Origin of the sequence: Achromobacter spanius (assembly GCF_039673305.1) — a bacterium.
Classification (GTDB): Bacteria; Pseudomonadota; Gammaproteobacteria; order Burkholderiales; family Burkholderiaceae_B; genus Achromobacter; species Achromobacter spanius_F.
This window is the reverse complement of the sequence record NZ_JBDJLJ010000020.1, coordinates 1-14,344: the sequence shown is the minus strand read 5'-3', so window position 1 is coordinate 14,344 and position 14,344 is coordinate 1. Positions and strand designations below refer to the sequence as shown.

The 14,344-nt window shown below is 67.4% G+C and carries 18 protein-coding genes; 9 read left to right on the top strand and 9 right to left on the bottom strand.

Features of this window, described 5'->3' with window-relative positions; all coding sequences use genetic code 11:
- The first annotated feature begins 60 nt into the window (after positions 1-60).
- Both ABE485_RS17150 and ABE485_RS17145 read left to right on the top strand, forming a co-directional pair.
- Positions 61-3,057 (top strand): GAF domain-containing protein, encoded by a 2,997-nt coding sequence (locus ABE485_RS17150; RefSeq protein WP_346516464.1) that lies wholly within the window; start codon positions 61-63, stop codon positions 3,055-3,057.
- A 127-nt stretch (positions 3,058-3,184) separates the two neighbouring features.
- On the top strand, positions 3,185-3,550 hold the full coding sequence (locus ABE485_RS17145; protein WP_346516463.1) for a hypothetical protein: 366 nt from the start codon (positions 3,185-3,187) through the stop codon (positions 3,548-3,550).
- 73 nt (positions 3,551-3,623) lie between these two features.
- Here ABE485_RS17145 and ABE485_RS17140 read toward each other — a convergent pair whose 3' ends face one another.
- Together ABE485_RS17140 and ABE485_RS17135 are read right to left on the bottom strand one after the other, a co-directional pair.
- The gene (locus tag ABE485_RS17140) at positions 3,624-5,066 is read right to left on the bottom strand and encodes an RNA polymerase factor sigma-54 (RefSeq protein ID WP_346516531.1); all 1,443 of its coding nucleotides are present in this window, start codon (positions 5,064-5,066) and stop codon (positions 3,624-3,626) included.
- Between the two features lie 155 nt (positions 5,067-5,221).
- On the bottom strand, positions 5,222-6,142 hold the full coding sequence (locus ABE485_RS17135) for a sigma-54 interaction domain-containing protein (protein WP_346516530.1): 921 nt from the start codon (positions 6,140-6,142) through the stop codon (positions 5,222-5,224).
- Between the two features lie 259 nt (positions 6,143-6,401).
- On the opposite strand from ABE485_RS17135, the gene ABE485_RS17130 reads away from it, so the two are divergent.
- Positions 6,402-7,787 (top strand): sigma-54-dependent transcriptional regulator, encoded by a 1,386-nt coding sequence (locus tag ABE485_RS17130; RefSeq protein WP_346516462.1) that lies wholly within the window; start codon positions 6,402-6,404, stop codon positions 7,785-7,787.
- Positions 7,788-7,796: 9 nt separating this feature from the next.
- Here ABE485_RS17130 and ABE485_RS17125 read toward each other — a convergent pair whose 3' ends face one another.
- A complete protein-coding gene (locus ABE485_RS17125) occupies positions 7,797-8,171 on the bottom strand; it encodes a hypothetical protein (protein WP_346516461.1) in 375 nt (124 codons plus the stop codon).
- Between the two features lie 153 nt (positions 8,172-8,324).
- On the opposite strand from ABE485_RS17125, the gene ABE485_RS17120 reads away from it, so the two are divergent.
- Positions 8,325-8,540, top strand: coding sequence for a hypothetical protein (locus tag ABE485_RS17120; RefSeq protein ID WP_346516460.1), 216 nt, complete (start codon positions 8,325-8,327; stop codon positions 8,538-8,540).
- An 8-nt stretch (positions 8,541-8,548) separates the two neighbouring features.
- Here ABE485_RS17120 and ABE485_RS17115 read toward each other — a convergent pair whose 3' ends face one another.
- The gene (locus tag ABE485_RS17115; protein ID WP_346516459.1) at positions 8,549-8,839 is read right to left on the bottom strand and encodes a DUF378 domain-containing protein; all 291 of its coding nucleotides are present in this window, start codon (positions 8,837-8,839) and stop codon (positions 8,549-8,551) included.
- Between the two features lie 61 nt (positions 8,840-8,900).
- Positions 8,901-9,170 carry a hypothetical protein gene (locus ABE485_RS17110; protein WP_346516458.1) on the bottom strand — a complete coding sequence of 90 codons (270 nt, stop codon included), beginning with the start codon at positions 9,168-9,170 and terminating at the stop codon, positions 8,901-8,903.
- Positions 9,171-9,336: 166 nt separating this feature from the next.
- Here ABE485_RS17110 and ABE485_RS17105 point away from each other — a divergent pair, with 166 nt between their 5' ends.
- Entirely contained in the window at positions 9,337-9,930 is a 594-nt protein-coding gene (locus ABE485_RS17105) for a hypothetical protein (protein WP_346516457.1), read from the top strand.
- 31 nt (positions 9,931-9,961) lie between these two features.
- Positions 9,962-10,582: a DUF4142 domain-containing protein gene (locus ABE485_RS17100; RefSeq protein ID WP_346516456.1), complete on the top strand. Its 621-nt coding sequence runs from the start codon at positions 9,962-9,964 to the stop codon at positions 10,580-10,582.
- A gap of 30 nt (positions 10,583-10,612) precedes the next feature.
- Here ABE485_RS17100 and ABE485_RS17095 read toward each other — a convergent pair whose 3' ends face one another.
- The 3 genes from ABE485_RS17095 to ABE485_RS17085 all read right to left on the bottom strand — a co-directional run bounded on the left by ABE485_RS17095 (position 10,613) and on the right by ABE485_RS17085 (position 12,329).
- Entirely contained in the window at positions 10,613-11,500 is an 888-nt protein-coding gene (locus ABE485_RS17095) for an SDR family oxidoreductase (protein WP_346516455.1), read from the bottom strand.
- An 82-nt stretch (positions 11,501-11,582) separates the two neighbouring features.
- Positions 11,583-11,924: a DUF883 family protein gene (locus tag ABE485_RS17090; protein ID WP_346516454.1), complete on the bottom strand. Its 342-nt coding sequence runs from the start codon at positions 11,922-11,924 to the stop codon at positions 11,583-11,585.
- A gap of 75 nt (positions 11,925-11,999) precedes the next feature.
- Entirely contained in the window at positions 12,000-12,329 is a 330-nt protein-coding gene (locus tag ABE485_RS17085; protein WP_346516453.1) for a four-helix bundle copper-binding protein, read from the bottom strand.
- Positions 12,330-12,448: 119 nt separating this feature from the next.
- Between ABE485_RS17085 and ABE485_RS17080 the strand changes: the two genes are divergently transcribed.
- Positions 12,449-12,733 (top strand): hypothetical protein, encoded by a 285-nt coding sequence (locus ABE485_RS17080; protein WP_430795434.1) that lies wholly within the window; start codon positions 12,449-12,451, stop codon positions 12,731-12,733.
- On the opposite strand, the gene ABE485_RS17075 is transcribed toward ABE485_RS17080, so the two are convergent.
- Complete coding sequence (locus ABE485_RS17075) at positions 12,719-13,777, bottom strand: DNA topoisomerase IB (RefSeq protein ID WP_346516452.1); 1,059 nt, start codon at positions 13,775-13,777, stop codon at positions 12,719-12,721. The genes ABE485_RS17080 and ABE485_RS17075 overlap by 15 nt on opposite strands.
- A gap of 197 nt (positions 13,778-13,974) precedes the next feature.
- On the opposite strand from ABE485_RS17075, the gene ABE485_RS17070 reads away from it, so the two are divergent.
- Complete coding sequence (locus tag ABE485_RS17070; protein ID WP_346516451.1) at positions 13,975-14,139, top strand: hypothetical protein; 165 nt, start codon at positions 13,975-13,977, stop codon at positions 14,137-14,139.
- A 49-nt stretch (positions 14,140-14,188) separates the two neighbouring features.
- Positions 14,189-14,344, top strand: a 156-nt coding sequence (locus tag ABE485_RS17065; RefSeq protein ID WP_346516528.1) for a DUF3309 family protein, incomplete at its 3' end; no start/stop codon positions are given.

Below are 14,344 nucleotides of genomic sequence, written 5' to 3'. Positions count from 1 at the left end.
CTAGGGTTTCGGCTTGCGCGATTTCCCCGCAATACAGTCCGTATTGGATGAGGGGAAATCATGCTGAAGAAGCAAGACCGAGTGTCGCTGCCGTGGACCGATACGCTGGCCCGGCTGGAAGACGAACGCATCATGCTGGAGCGTATCGCCGCCGGCGTGCCGCTCCAGCAGGTGCTTGAACACGTACTGCACGCCATCGAGGCGCAGTCCAGCGTGGCGTTGAGGACCTCGATCGCGCTGGTGGACGAAACGGGCACCGTTCTGCGGCATGGCGCGGCGCCCAGCCTGCCAGACACCTTCAATGCGGCTGTCGACCGCGCGCCCATTGGCGCTGGCGTGGCATCGTGGGGCGCCGCGGCGCACAGCGGCAATCCTGTCTACGTCCAGGACATAGGCCAGGATCCCAGCTGGGCGCCGTGGCGCGATCTGGCCCTGGCCCATGGCCTGCGCTCCTGCTGGTCCACCCCCATCAAGCGTCCCGACGGCAAGCTGCTGGGCGTGTTCTCCAACTACTACGACACCATCCGCGTGCCGTCCGCTCATGATATCGACGCCATTGCGCTGGTGACGCGAAGCGCCGGGCTGGCGATCGAGCGGCATCTGGTCGACGTTGAACTGCGGCGCAGCGGCGAACGCTGGCGCGCCATGTTCGACGGCATGCAGGAGGCGTTTTTCCTGGCGGAGGCCCTGCGCGGCGAAGACGGCCGCATTGTCGATTTCCGCTTCCTGGAGGTCAATCCCGCATTCGAGCGGCAAAGCGGCATGAAAGAGGGCGACACCCTCGGCCACACCCTGCGCGAAATGATCCCGGGCGTGCCGGGCCAAATCCTGGATACGTTTGCGCACGTCGTGGAGTCCGGCGAACCCGCGCAGTTCGAGTTCGCCGTGCCTGCGCCCAAGGACGCCTGGTACGAGGCGCGTGCGCGCAAGGCCGACAGCGACTGCATCATGGCGCTGTTTCTGGACGTCTCGGCGCGCAAGGCTGCTGAAACTGAGTTGTGGGAAGGACAGCATCGCAAGAACTTCCTGCTTGCGCTGGGCGACCGCATGCGCGAGCTGCACCTGCAATCCGCCATCGAGGACACCGCCTGCGAAGGGCTCGGGCAGCATCTGTCCCTGGGACTGGTCGCGGTGCTGGATTGGGCGGGGGACGGCGCAACGCCGACGGTCTCGACCTGCTGGCGATCGCAAGCGGATCTGGCCCGGCTGGAAGTCCTGTACCCCGACCAGTTTGGCGAGGATTTCTACGCGGCGCTGCGCAAGGGGCGCACCGCCTACCTGCAGCCGCTGCTCGGGCAGGAGGGCGGCGAAGTCCTTCCGTCGGCCATCGTCGTGCCGATGCGCCGCTGGGCGCGGCAGGGCAGCGCGCTGGTCGTGCGGCCCCTGTCGACCAGCCGCCTCAAGGCTGCCGATCTTGCCTTCATCGAGGAAGTCGCCGAGCGCATGTGCGACGCCGTCGAGCGCTCGCAGTATGCGCGCATGCTGGAACAACGCGTGGAGAACGCGATCGCCGAGCGTGACCGCATCTGGCGCCTGTCGCCGGAACTGCTCGCCATCATCGATGCGAAAGGACGGTTCGTGAGCGTGAATCCCGCGGTGCGGCCGATCCTGGGGTGGAGTCAGGACCAGTTCCTTTCGATGCATCTGGCCGAGCTGATCCATCCGGACGACCTGGACAAGACGCGCGCCGCCTGGTCGTCCGACACGCAGTCCGGCCCCGCGCAGACGGTGCGACATCTGGAGAACCGCGTGCTCAGGCGCGAGGGCGGCTACAGCTGGATCACCTGGAGCATGTCGTGGTCGCAAGACAGCCTGTATGTGACCGGCCGCGATGATTCTGACCTGAAGGCGCAGGCCGAGACCCTGCTCGACACCGAGAACGCGCTGCGGCAGTCGCAGAAGATGGAGGCCGTGGGGCGGTTGACGGGCGGCATCGCGCACGACTTCAACAACATGCTCCAGGGAATCACGGGAGCCCTCTACCTGATCCAGCGCAAGCTGGCGGGCGACAGGCCGGATCAGGCGCAGCGTTTCATCAATGTGGCCATGGAATCCGCGAACCGCGCGGCGCATCTGACTCAACGGCTGCTGACCTTCTCGCGCCGCCAGCCGATCGATCCCAAGCCCTTCAGCATCCAGGCCGTGCTCCACTCCATGACGGACCTGTTCCACCGCTATACGGGCGAACGCGTGACGCTGGTGGTCGACGTCGAGCCGGGACTGTGGCCGGTGAAGTGCGACAAGAACCAGTTCGAGAACGCCATGCTGAACCTGGTCATCAATGCGTGCGACGCGATGCCCGACGGAGGGATGTTGACCGTCGCGGCCGCGAACGCGGCGCTCGATGGCGCCGTGCAGCGGCAGATCCCTGGAATCGGCGCGGGCGCATTCGTCGAGGTGACGGTCGCCGACGTGGGCTGCGGCATGACGCCCGATGTGCTGGCGCATGCGTTTGATCCGTTCTTCACCACGAAGCCGCTGGGCGAGGGCACGGGCCTTGGCCTGTCGATGACTTACGGCTTCGCCAAGCAGGCGGGCGGGGCCGCCGCCATTGACAGCGCGGCGGGGGTCGGCACTGCGGTCAAGATCTATCTGCCCCGCTACGAAGGCGGGGATGCGCTGTCCCAGGAACTCAAGCCCGCTGCCGAACCGCAGGCAGCCACGGCCCGGCAGTCGGTGATCGTCGTGGTGGAAGACGACCTCAACGTGCGCGAGATGGTGCGCGAGAGCCTGCTTGAAATGGGCATGCAGGTGCTGACCGCGGCGGACGGACAGGCTGGCCTGGACCTGGTCAACTCGACGCCGGCCATGAGCCTGCTGATCACGGACGTGGGCCTGCCGGGACTGAACGGCCGTCAGTTGGCCGACGCCGCGCGCGCGGCCCATCCCGGACTGCGGGTGCTGCTGATGACGGGCTATGCCGAAAGCGCAGCCAGCTCGGACGGCTTTCTGGAAGAGGGCATGGAACTGATCGTCAAGCCGTTTTCGCTCGATGCGCTGGAGGGCCGCGTCAGGCGCATGCTGGAGGCGGGCGTGGGGCCGCAGCGTGGGCAATGAGGTCCCAGTGTTGCAAAGGCAGGTAAAAAATGCCCCTCAACCCGCACTGGCGCCGTCGCGCGGCGGGGGCGAATCCGGGCACGTGGCTTGCGGGTAGGTTGGAGCACTTCAACCTAGGAGCTACGCTATGAAGAATCGTGCCATGACTTGTGCGCTTGTATTGATCGCCGGGCTGGCGACTGCCGGCGGGGCGATGGCCCAGTCGTCGGGCCGCTCCACGCCCTCCACCTCTCCCTCCACCACGCCGAACGACGGGACTGCCGTGCCGCCGAACACGCCGGTGCCTGCCGGCACGATTCCGCCCGCGCCCAACGCGGCGCCGAATACGCCGACCACCCCGCCGAATCTGGACAAAAGCAACCACATGAAGTCGGGAAAGCATGAATCCGACACGCCGAAACGTGCGCGTGAAGCCAACGACAACGTGCCGCGCACGCCGGCCGGCGGCGCCACGCCGCCTCCGGGGTATCCGAACACCGGCGGCAGCAAGTAAGGCAAATGAAAGAGGCTTCCGCAGGGAAGCCTTTTTTCATGGGGCCGGCTGGCGCCGGGAGCGCCCGCCCGGCCTAATGCTGCCGCCGCAGTTCAGCGGGCGGCACGCGCAACTGGCCGCGGTACTTGGACACCGTGCGGCGCGCCAGCAGGATGCCGCTTGAGGCGAGCTGCTGCGTCAGGGCGACGTCGGACAGGGGCATCGCGGGGTCTTCGGCGTCGACCATCTCCTTGATGAGCGCCCGCACCGCGGCGGCGGAGCACGACCCGCCCGATTCGGTGGCCAGTTCGCGCGAGAAGAAATGCCGGAATTCGAACACGCCGCGCGGCGTCGTCATGTACTTGCTGACGGTCGCGCGCGACACGGTCGATTCGTGCATGTTGAGGTCGTCCGCCACCTCGCGCAGCATCAGCGGACGCAGCGCTACCTCGCCGTACTCGAAGAACGTTTGCTGGCGCTTGACGATGGCCTCGGCCACGCGCTGGATCGTCGTATAACGCTGTTCCACGTTTCGCACCAGCCAGCGCGCTTCCTGCAATTCCTGCGCCATGGGGCTGCGGTCGTCCAGGCGCGCGCGGCGGAACAGGTCCGCATAGGCGCTGTGCAGGCGGGCCCGCGGCATGGCGCTGCGGTTGGGCAGCACCCGCCAGCGACCCTGCCATTTGTCCACGAAGACATCCGGCACGACGTAGACCGGCGCTTCGCCGCTGTACCGGCTGCCCGGTTTGGGATCCAGGCTGCGGATCAGCGCGCAGGCGTCGCGCAGCGCATCGTCCGGGCATCCCAGCGTGCGCCGCAGACCCATGTAGTCGTTCTTGCCCAGGCGGTCCAGATGCTCGTGCACGATGCGCAAGGCAAGCGCGCGGATGTCGTCATCGGCGTCGCGCTCGGCGGCCAATTGCAGCGACAGGCATTCGCGCAGGTCGCGCGCGGCCAGCCCCGGCGTGTCGAGCTGCTGCACCAGGCGCAGCGCGGTCATCCATTCGCCTTCTTCCGGGGTGGGGCTGAAATCGGCATTGGCGGCGCTGCACAGGCCCTCCAGGGGCACGCGCAGGTACCCATCGTCGTCAAGCGCGTCGATGATGAATTCGGCCAGCAGGCGATCGCGCGCCGCGAGGTGATAATTGCCCAGCTCCGCAGACAGGCGCTCGCGCATGGAGACGCTTGCGCAGGCCCACTGGCCCAGGTCGGTGTCGCCGCCGCCCGCCGTGTGGACCGGGTAATCGCCGGAATAGGCCGGCGCGTCCGGCGGCGGTTCATCGGTGTCCGGGGAGTCGGCCGCGGCGAGCGCGTCAGCCACGGGTTCCGCAGCCGCGCCGGCGTCTTCGCCGCGCGCACCGGGCGGGGCCGGCGCCGCGTCGGGTTCCTGTTCGTCCGGGTCTTCAAGAAAGGGGTTGGTGGCTAGCGCCTGCTGGACCGCCGTGGTGAATTCCAGGGCGGACATCTGGAGCAGCTTGACGGACTGCTGCAGGCGGGGCGCCAGCGTCATCTGCTGGCGCAGGCGCAGTTCTTGCATCGGGTGGCCCAATCGAGTCTCCTGGAGGGGCGGCCGCCGAAAGACGGCTCATCCCTTGGTAGATGCAAAGATCGTGCCAGGCGCGATTGCGGGGAGAACCGGATTTGGGCACGCGGCGTGCTGGGCCAGTATTACAAGCTGGCGGTAAGAACTGCTCAAGCCGCCGGATCGGGCGCGTCTTTCTCGTAGAGGTCCAGGCGGTTGTACAGCGTCTTCAGGCTGACGCCCAGCGTTTCGGCCGCGAGGCGCTTGTCGCCTGCGTGGTGGGCGAGTGTGGCCAGGATGAATTCGCGCTGCGCGCGCCCCAGCGGCATTCCCACCGGAAAGTTCAGGGCGCCGTCGCGCAGTTCGGCTTGCCGGGGCCCGCGGTTGCGCGCCTGCAGTTCGGCATCGAGCACAGAGTCGGCCAGGATGTATGCGCGTTGCACGACGTTGCGCAATTCGCGAACATTCCCCGGCCAATCGTATTGCGCGATGGCGTCGAGCATGCGCGGCGCGAAGGTCTTTTGCGTACCGTGCTGCGCGTTGAGCGTATCCAGGAACTGGTGCGCCAGGATCAGAGAGTCGTTGCCGCGTTCGCGCAGGGGCGGCACCCGCAGCGGGATCACCAGCAGCCGGTGTAGGAAGTCCTGGCGCAGGCGGCCGTCGGCCACCGACGCCGCGGGGTCGCGGTTGCTGGCGCAGATGATGCGGGCGTTGGCGCGCAGCAGATCCGTGCCGCCCACCCGCTGGTACGTCCCGGCTTCGAGCACACGCAGGAAATGCACCTGCATGTCCGGGGGCATTTCCGTGACCTCGTCCAGGAACAGCGTGCCCCCGCTGGCATATTCGAAGTAGCCCGCATTTTGCGACACGGCGCCGGTGAAGCTGCCTTTCTCGTGGCCGAAAAGCTCGGCGTGCGCCAGCGTGCCGCTGATGGCTCCGCAGTTGACGGCCACGAAGGGCTGGTTGCGGCGGTCGCTTGCGTCATGAATGGCGCGCGCCACGATTTCCTTGCCCGCGCCGCTTTCCCCGATGATGAATACGCTGGCGTCGGTGGCCGCAGCCAGGGATATCTGGGCGCCCAGCTTGCGCATTTGCGGCGACAGGGCGTCGATATCGGCGAAGGCGGTGGGGGACACAGGCGCGCTGTCGCGAGGGGCGGTGTTGCGAGTGGCCATACGTAGTCCTGATCCCGGGAGCTAACCTGTAATGAAGTCATCGTAGATGGGCGGCGGCTGTCCGATTGCGACCAGTTGCAAGCAATGGAAAACCTTCGTCGAAAGTGGCGAATATTTGCGCCGACCGACCCCATAGTGGCTATTCTGAGACTGAAACAAAGGACACGGAGATAGCATGCCTCACCTCCTTATCGTTGACGACGACGACGCGATACGCGAGACGCTGGCCGAGATCGGCCGTGAGAGCGGGTTTTCGGTGGCGGTGGCCGCGAGCGTCAAGGACGCATTCATCCAACTGGAACGTCAGGCGCCAGACCTGGTGCTGACGGACGTGCGGTTGCCGGGCGGCAGCGGCATGGATATCTTCAAGAACGTGGCCATCAGCAGTGCCGAGGTCGTGGTGATGACCGGACACGGATCGGTCGACAACGCGGTTCAGGCATTGCGCCTGGGCGCGACCGACTATCTGGTCAAGCCCATCTGCATGGAACGGCTTACCGAGATCCTGGCGCGCATCGTCGAAAACGCCGGCGGCGAGCTGCCCGGAACCCCATTCGAAGAGCCCGGGCGCTTCGGAAAGCTGTACGGCAAGTCCGAGCGCATGCTGGAACTGTATAGGCAGATCGGGCGCGTGGCGCCCACCAACGTCACCACCTTGCTGATCGGCGAAAGCGGCACCGGCAAGGAACTGGCCGCGCATGCGATCCACGAGCTCAGCCCGCGGCGCCAGCGTCCCTTCATCGCCGTCAACTGCGGCGCGATTTCCCCCAATCTGATCGAAAGCGAAATGTTCGGCCACGAGCGCGGCAGCTTCACCGGCGCCGACCGCCAGCACAAGGGCTACTTCGAACGCGCGGACGGCGGCACGCTGTTCCTGGACGAGGTCACGGAAATGCCGCTGGACCTGCAGGTCAAGCTGCTGCGGGTGCTGGAAACGGGGCGGTTCATGCGCGTCGGGACGAACCGCGAGGTCGCCTGCGACATCCGGATCGTGGCGGCCACCAACCGCAATCCCGAACAGGCCGTGCAGGAAGGCAAGCTGCGCGAAGACCTTTTTTACCGGCTGAGCGTCTTTCCCATCGAACTGCCGGCATTGCGTGAGCGGGGGAGCGACATCCTGTTCCTGGCGCAGCGCTTCCTTCAGAGCCTGAACCAGGAGGCGGGCAAGAACAAGGCGTTTGCGCCGCAGGCGCAGGCCGCGCTGGAACAATACGATTGGCCCGGCAATGTGCGGGAGTTGAAGAACTTCGTGCGGCGCGCCTTCATCATGGCGGATGGCGACGTGCTGGACCTTGACATGCTGGCGCCGCACATGTCGCCGGCGAGCGCGCCCGCCGGAGGGCAGGTAAGCGTGCCGGTGGGCGAGACGCTGGCCGAGGCGGACCGCCGCCTGATCCTGGCCACGCTGGAACGATGCAACGGCGTCAAGAAGCAGACCGCGGCCGTGCTGGGCATCAGTCCGAAGACCCTCTACAACCGGCTGGAGGAGTACGCCGCGGCGGGGTATGTGCTGCCGGGCGAAGATCCCCAGGCGGACAATCCGACCCGGGGATCCGCCTAGCGGCGCGGCTTACTTGCCGTAGCGCGTCTTCAGGTCGGCCATGCAGGCATCCTTGGCGTTGCCCGACATGCCATCGCACTTTTCCTTGCCGACCTTATAGTCGGCGTCGTTGCGCGCCTTGCTTGCATCGCGGTTGGCTTCGGCCTTTTCCTTGCCGGCCTTGGCGTCAGCCTTGGCCTTGTCGCGCGTGGCCTCGGCCTGTTGCTGGCAGACGTCCTTGGCGTTGCCCTTCATGCCGTCGCAATGCTTCTTGTCCATCTTGTACTGGTTGTCGATCTGGTCGTCGCTGCGTACGCCGGCGGCGCCGGTTTGCGCCGAGGCCTGGAATGCCAGGACGGACAGGCAGAGGGCGAATGCGGGGCAAATCGTTCTGGACAGCTTCATGACTGACTCCTTTGGGATGATGGTCCGATATGGAGCGGACCCGCGCATACCGAAGCAAGCGCTGTTCCCGCCCGCGCCGGGAACGGCGCTTGCGCGCATGGATAGAGCCCGGCCCGCAAGCAGGCGGACCCGGCCGGACACAAGGAGACGCACATGAACACAGGACGCGAACAGGAAGCGGGAAAGTCCAAGGCCAACACCCCCAAGGACGATGCAGAGGCGGCCCGCCAGAGCGGGCAATTCGGCGCGGACAAGCCGGGCGAAGACGCGTCGGCCGCCAAGCGCCCGTCCGACAGGAAGCCCAACAGCAAGGGGCCGGAGTATGAAGAGGGCGGGCAGTACCCGGGCAAGCGGCCCGAAGGGCAATAGCGGGACCGCTATTCGTCCTGCTCCTGTCCCAGGCGGAACAGCAGGACCACGCAATACAGCGCGGCCAGCCCGATGACGCCGTAGAAGGCGCGGGCCGCCGCCGCGTGAGGCAGGACTTTCGCGAAGACATCCAGATTGACCGCTGCGATCAGGCCGCTGTTCAAACCGCCGGCCACCACCGCGATCAGCGCTGTCCAGTCCAGCACGGACAGTCCCCGCCCGATGCGCGCCTGCGCGTCGGGCTCTGCCGCGCCCTCGGACTGCTCGGACAGCTTGTCCTCATCGCTGGGTATATCCATGTTTCTGGCTCCTTGAAGGGCAGGCGAACCGCGTCCCGAAGGGCGCGGACGCGGGGCGTCCTTATCCGCCGTTGCGGACGGGGTCGGGGTCGTCGCGGGACAGGCCGGCTTCGTCCGCGTCGGTGACGCGGTCAGGCGCGATGTCGGAACCGTCGTCCTCGCGTTCGTCCGGGTCGACGCTCTCGCGTTCTCCGGTGGCCTGGGAATCGCTGTCGGTATGCGCCCGGCCGGGCGGGAGATCGCTGGCGGAGTCCGAGGAGTCGCTGGGACCGAGGTCCGGGCGGCCGCTCTCGTCGATGGCGGGAAGGTCGGGGTCGGGGATGCGGGGCATGGCGGTCTCCGTTGGGGATGGCTGGCCGCGCGCGGGGGGCGCCTTGCGTGGCGCGCGGCGCTCCGCCTTTTGCGTAGCCTAGCCCTTGCGCAGCAAGCGCCGTGCCGGTTGCGGGCGGGTATGGAAGTTGCTGTCCCGACGGCAATTCTCAACGCGGGAGAGTGCCATGTCTTTGATAGTCGCTGCACGGTTCCAGACCTTCGACCAGGCCAGCACGGCGACGCAGATGCTGGTTGCCGAAGGCTATACCGAAGATGACATCCATACCTTCTACGTCAGCCCGGCGGGAGAGCACGGACGCTATCCGCTTGGCGGAGACCGTCTGGCCGATCCTGACGCCAGGGGCGGGCATTTTGGCGCCGTGGCGGGCGCGTCGCTATTGGGCCTGCTGTTCGCGCTGCTGGGCGGGCTGATCGCCGCGCGCCTCTCCGCATCGGTGTTCATCACGATCGCGGCGGCGGGCGTGGGCGCCTATATCGGCGCATTGGCCGGCGCGCTGTGGGTCATCGGACGCAGGAAACGCACCGCGCGGGCCGCGCCAGGCGAAATGGCCCAGGCCCATCCGGCGGTGCGCCAGGCGGGGGTGATGCTGGCGCTGCACGTGGAGGCCGGGCGCGAGCCGCAGGCCAGGCAGCTGCTGCGCCAGGCCGGCGGGACCGACATCGAGCGCGCGAACGGTCGCTGGCAGGACGGGAAGTGGCAGGATTTCGATCCCTTGACCCCGCCGCGGCCCGTCGAGGCGCGCACCACAGTCAGTTGAACCCGGTCATGGGCTCGCGAGGAGACAGACAATGAAGACATCGCCAACACTGATGGCGGCGGCGCTGGCGGCGACGGCCGTGCTGGCAGGCGCGCCGTTCATGATCCACGCCGCGGACCTGGCCGCGTCCGACGCGCGCTTCCTGGAGGCCGCGGCCGGCGCCGGCATCTTCGAGGTGGAGGCCGCCGAACTTGCCGGCAAGCGCGCCCAGGACGCCCAGGTCCGGGCCTATGCCGCGAAAATGCTGGAACAGCATCGCAAGGTGAATGGCGAGCTGAAAGCGCTGGCGGCGGCCAAACAGGTCGAGCTTCCGGGGCAGCCCTCCGAACCCGATCGCGCGACCCTCCAGGACCTGCGCGCGAAGACCGGCGCGGCGTTTGACCAGCTGTACGTGGAAAAAGCGGCGGTCGACGCGCACGCCACGGCCAACCGCCTGTTCCAGACGGCGGCCAAGGAGTCCGAGGACCCGCAGATCCGTGAATTCGCCTCGCGCACGTTGCCCATGCTGGCGGACCATTATTCGATGAGCCGCACGCTCAAGGGCGATGCCGCCGCCAGCGGCGAAAGGATCCAGCCGGCGCCCAAGGGCGAGGCGCCCGCCGTGTCGCCCGCGTCGCGCGAGGCGCCGGCATCCGTTGTGCCGCCGAAATGAGCCGCAGGCGCGGCCGGCCTGAAAGCGCGTTCAATCGCCCGCGCTGCCCGTGATGGGCAGCACGATGCCGGTGATATAGCTGGCGCAGGCCGGCGAAGCCAGGAACACGTAGGCGGGGGAGATTTCCTCGGGCTGCGCGGGGCGGCCCAGATCGGTCTTTTCGCCAAAGGACTGGATGTCCTGGGCGCTCCGGTCAGCGGGATTGAGCGGCGTCCATACCGGTCCGGGCGCCACCGCATTGACGCGTATGCCTTGCTCCGCCAGGTTGGCGGCAAGCGATCGGGTGAAGGCGTGGATGGCGCCCTTGGTGGACGAATAGTCCAGCAGCTTGGCGCTGCCGCGCAAGCCGGTCACCGATCCCGTGTTGATGATGGAAGCGCCGGCCTTCAGATGCGCCAGCGCCGCGCGCGCCATGTAGAAGTAGCCGGTGATGTTGGTGCGCAAGGTCCTGTCCCACTTGTCGTCGCTGATTTCCGGCAGCGTGTCGGTGTGCTGCTGGTAGGCGGCATTGTTCACCAGGACGTCCAGCCGGCCGAAATGCTTGACGGCCTGCGCGACGGCCTCGTTGCAGAACGCGGCGTCCTGGACGTCGCCGGGAATCAGCAGGCATTGCCGGCCTTCGGCCTGCACCGCGCGGCTGGTTTCCTTGGCGTCTTCATGCTCGTCCAGGTAGATCACCGCGACATCCGCGCCTTCGCGGGCGAACAGGACGCTGACCGCCCGGCCTATGCCGGAGTCCCCGCCGGTGACAATGGCGGCCATGTCCTGCAGCTTGCCGCTGCCCTGGTATCCGGGCGCCTGGTACTGGGGCTTTTGCACCATGTCGGCTTCATTGCCCGGCTTTTCCAGGTGCTGTGCCGGCATGGGCGGCGTGGGATGCGGGCGGTAGCCGGTCTGGGCGCTCTTGGGTGTGCTCATGCGTGTCTCCGGTTGACGGCGGCGCGGGATGCGCCTGGTGCCGGAGAGCCACGCAAACGCCGTTCCCGGCGGTCGAGGGCGCCTACTGCCGGCCGACGATCACGCCCAGCAGAAAGGCCGCGCCGGCAGCCAGGCCCACTGCCTGCCACGGCCGCGCATGGATGTATTCCTCGGTGCAGTCCAGGGTCTCGCGCATCAGGTCGCTGGCGTTGTCGGAGGCCTCGCGCAGGCTCTGGCGCGTTGCGTGCAACTGGTCGGACAGGCGCGCCTTCAGGGCGTCCAGATCCGTTGCCGACGTGTCTCGCAGGGTGGCTTCCAGTTCGTCGATCCAGCTCTCCGGATGACGCGAACGCCTGTAGGCGCCACGATTGTCGGGGCCGTTCTCGGGAAAATCGGAAGGCAGAGGGGTATTCGTCGTGGCCATCGAAAGCTCCTGACTGTCGGGCGGAAAATGCGCCTGTGCGGACCGGCCCGGGCGGCCGCCAGGCGGGCCGGGGCTTCAGCCCTCGACCATGTCGCGGCATGCCAGCGTGCAGCCCAGGCAGGCGCCCGCGCAGACCTGGCAATGTTCGGCTTCGTGCGTGGAACACAGGCGCGCGCAGGCGTCGCAGACCAGGGCGCACAAAGTACATAATGCGTTCGCGAATTCGCCGTTGCGGGCGAGCATTGCGGCGCACAGCCGGCACACGGCGGCGCAGTCGGTGCACAGGCCGATGCAGTGCTTCATGCGCGTCGCGTTCTCCTGCAGGCAGGCGGCGGCGCACTGGTCGCAAGCCACGGCGCATTCATAGCAGGCTTGCACACATTGCTCGAAGTTTGGGTCTCGCATTGCATCTCCTTGTGAGCAGCCGATGCCGCCGGGCCGCCGGGGCGGGGTGCGCATCGCGTGCACATCCGCTTGCAATTTGAAGAGTTGGCTTGTTTTCTCGGGCGGCTTGCCCCCGTAGCATGAAGATTCGCATCGGGCAGGAGATACCCATGAAATCGTCATCCGCATCCAAGGCAGCCGCATCATCCGGGCGCGCCGAGAAACACGCGCCGGACAACGCTAAGATACTGCCGCCGGGCGGTCCCGTCGACGTCCCCAGGCAGCCGGACAAACCCGATGCCCATACGCCCGACGAAGCACGCCGCGACAAGCGGGCGGTGGTCGACAACAAGACCGAATCGAACTGGGCCGATGGCTCCGCGCCGCAGCCGCGCGCCAAGAACGCGCGTTCATCCATTCTTTGATGCCTTCGCCTGCTGGCCCAGGAAAGCCAGCAGGCGGCGTTCATCGGCGTTCAGCCCGCGCGGACCGGCGGGCGCCGCCGACCTGGCGGGCAGCGTGCCCGCCAGATACGCGTCCAGAATGGCGGGATGGACGTAGCAGGCGCGGCAGACGGCGGGCGTGTTGGCCAGCCGCTGCGCCACCTGCTTGATGACGTCGGCGGCTTCCTGCCGGGCGTGGCGCTCATCCGTCGGGGGACGCGCTTGCAGCGCGGCGTAGGCCAGCACGGAGCCGGCCCAGGTGCGGTAATGCTTGGCGGTGAATTCGCCACCGCCGGCGGCGCGCAGATAGGCGTTGACCGCCCCGGAGTCCACCGGGTGCTTTTCGCCGTCCTCGTCCAGGTACTGGAACAACTGCTGGCCCGGAATGTCCAGGCAGCGCCGGATGATGCGGGCGACGCGGCGATCGTTGACGGTCACGTCGTGCGGCACGCCGCTCTTGCCCTGAAAGCGGAACCGTAGCCGGCTGCCCGCCAGCGTGGTGTGCCGGCGCTTGAGCGTGGTCAGTCCATACGACTTGTTGGCGCGGGCGTACTCCCGCGCGCCGATGCGGATCAGCGTAATCTCCAGCAGGCGTACCAGGACGGCGATCACTTTTTCCTGCGCCAGCCCGGGCATCGCCATGTGCCGTTCGGCCTGCCTGCGGATGCGGGGCAGCGCCTGGCCGAAGGCCAGCAGGTTCTGGTACTTGGAAGCGTCCCGCACCGCCGTCCAGGCCGCGTGGTAGCGGTACTGCTTGCGGCCGCGCGCGTCGCGCCCCGTGGCCTGCAGGTGCCCCAGCGGCGACGGGCAGATCCAGACATCTTCATAGGCCGGGGGGATTGCGAGCGCGTTGATGCGCTGGATTTCCGCCTCGTCGCGGATGCGTTTGCCGTCCGCGTCCAGATAGTGGAATCCGTGGCCGTTGACGCGCACCCGGCGGTAGCCGGCCTGCGTGTCGTCCACATAGGTCAGCGAGGCCTGCGGGGCGGCGCCCGGTTCCGGTGCGGCGTGGGTGCGGGTGTCCATTCGGTGTCTGGTCTGGGCAAGAGGGGCGCATAGGGCGCCGCGGCAGTCAGCATGCGACGTTCCCGGCGGGCGGATCGCGGGGAGGGGATGTGGCCGGGAACGCCGCTTGCTGAGCTGTCTGCCGGCAGCAATGCCGTCGGAACGGTCCTCGCGGGCCGGATCCGCCGCCCTGGCGAGAAACTTCGAAGGAGAGCTCAATGCAAACCATCCTGCAACTACATGTGCCGCCCAAGCCGGACCCGATACCGCCCGGCTCGCCGCCCGGCGACCTTCCCGTCGATCCGGATACGGACGAGCCCGACGTGGACCTGCCGCCGCTGTCTCCGCCGGTCAAAGAGATCGTGCCGCCGAAAGACCATTGATCGATGTTTGCCGCCGAATAACTCGAACCAATAAAGACGAGGAGTCACCATGTCGACCATCCTGCTGATCATCCTGATCCTGCTGCTTATCGGCGCCGTGCCCGCCTGGCCGCACAGCAAGGGCTGGGGCTACTACCCCAGCGGCCTCCTGGGCATCGTCGTGATCGTGCTTATCGTGCTGCTGCTGATGGGACGCATATCGCGC

Bases quoted from the DNA above. Each gene is read 5' to 3' on its own strand.
- ABE485_RS17100 (WP_346516456.1), top strand. From the start codon at position 9,962: ATGAAGACATCGCCAACACTGATGGCGGCGGCGCTGGCGGCGACGGCC.
- ABE485_RS17130 (WP_346516462.1), top strand. From the start codon at position 6,402: ATGCCTCACCTCCTTATCGTTGACGACGACGACGCGATACGCGAGACG.
- ABE485_RS17135 (WP_346516530.1), bottom strand. From the start codon at position 6,142: ATGCGCAAGCTGGGCGCCCAGATATCCCTGGCTGCGGCCACCGACGCC.
- ABE485_RS17125 (WP_346516461.1), bottom strand. From the start codon at position 8,171: ATGAAGCTGTCCAGAACGATTTGCCCCGCATTCGCCCTCTGCCTGTCC.
- ABE485_RS17085 (WP_346516453.1), bottom strand. From the start codon at position 12,329: ATGCGAGACCCAAACTTCGAGCAATGTGTGCAAGCCTGCTATGAATGC.
- ABE485_RS17095 (WP_346516455.1), bottom strand. From the start codon at position 11,500: ATGAGCACACCCAAGAGCGCCCAGACCGGCTACCGCCCGCATCCCACG.
- ABE485_RS17115 (WP_346516459.1), bottom strand. From the start codon at position 8,839: ATGGATATACCCAGCGATGAGGACAAGCTGTCCGAGCAGTCCGAGGGC.
- ABE485_RS17145 (WP_346516463.1), top strand. From the start codon at position 3,185: ATGAAGAATCGTGCCATGACTTGTGCGCTTGTATTGATCGCCGGGCTG.
- ABE485_RS17080 (WP_430795434.1), top strand. From the start codon at position 12,449: ATGAAGATTCGCATCGGGCAGGAGATACCCATGAAATCGTCATCCGCA.
- ABE485_RS17110 (WP_346516458.1), bottom strand. From the start codon at position 9,170: ATGCCCCGCATCCCCGACCCCGACCTTCCCGCCATCGACGAGAGCGGC.
- ABE485_RS17075 (WP_346516452.1), bottom strand. From the start codon at position 13,777: ATGGACACCCGCACCCACGCCGCACCGGAACCGGGCGCCGCCCCGCAG.
- ABE485_RS17090 (WP_346516454.1), bottom strand. From the start codon at position 11,924: ATGGCCACGACGAATACCCCTCTGCCTTCCGATTTTCCCGAGAACGGC.
- ABE485_RS17105 (WP_346516457.1), top strand. From the start codon at position 9,337: ATGTCTTTGATAGTCGCTGCACGGTTCCAGACCTTCGACCAGGCCAGC.
- ABE485_RS17070 (WP_346516451.1), top strand. From the start codon at position 13,975: ATGCAAACCATCCTGCAACTACATGTGCCGCCCAAGCCGGACCCGATA.
- ABE485_RS17140 (WP_346516531.1), bottom strand. From the start codon at position 5,066: ATGCAAGAACTGCGCCTGCGCCAGCAGATGACGCTGGCGCCCCGCCTG.
- ABE485_RS17150 (WP_346516464.1), top strand. From the start codon at position 61: ATGCTGAAGAAGCAAGACCGAGTGTCGCTGCCGTGGACCGATACGCTG.
- ABE485_RS17120 (WP_346516460.1), top strand. From the start codon at position 8,325: ATGAACACAGGACGCGAACAGGAAGCGGGAAAGTCCAAGGCCAACACC.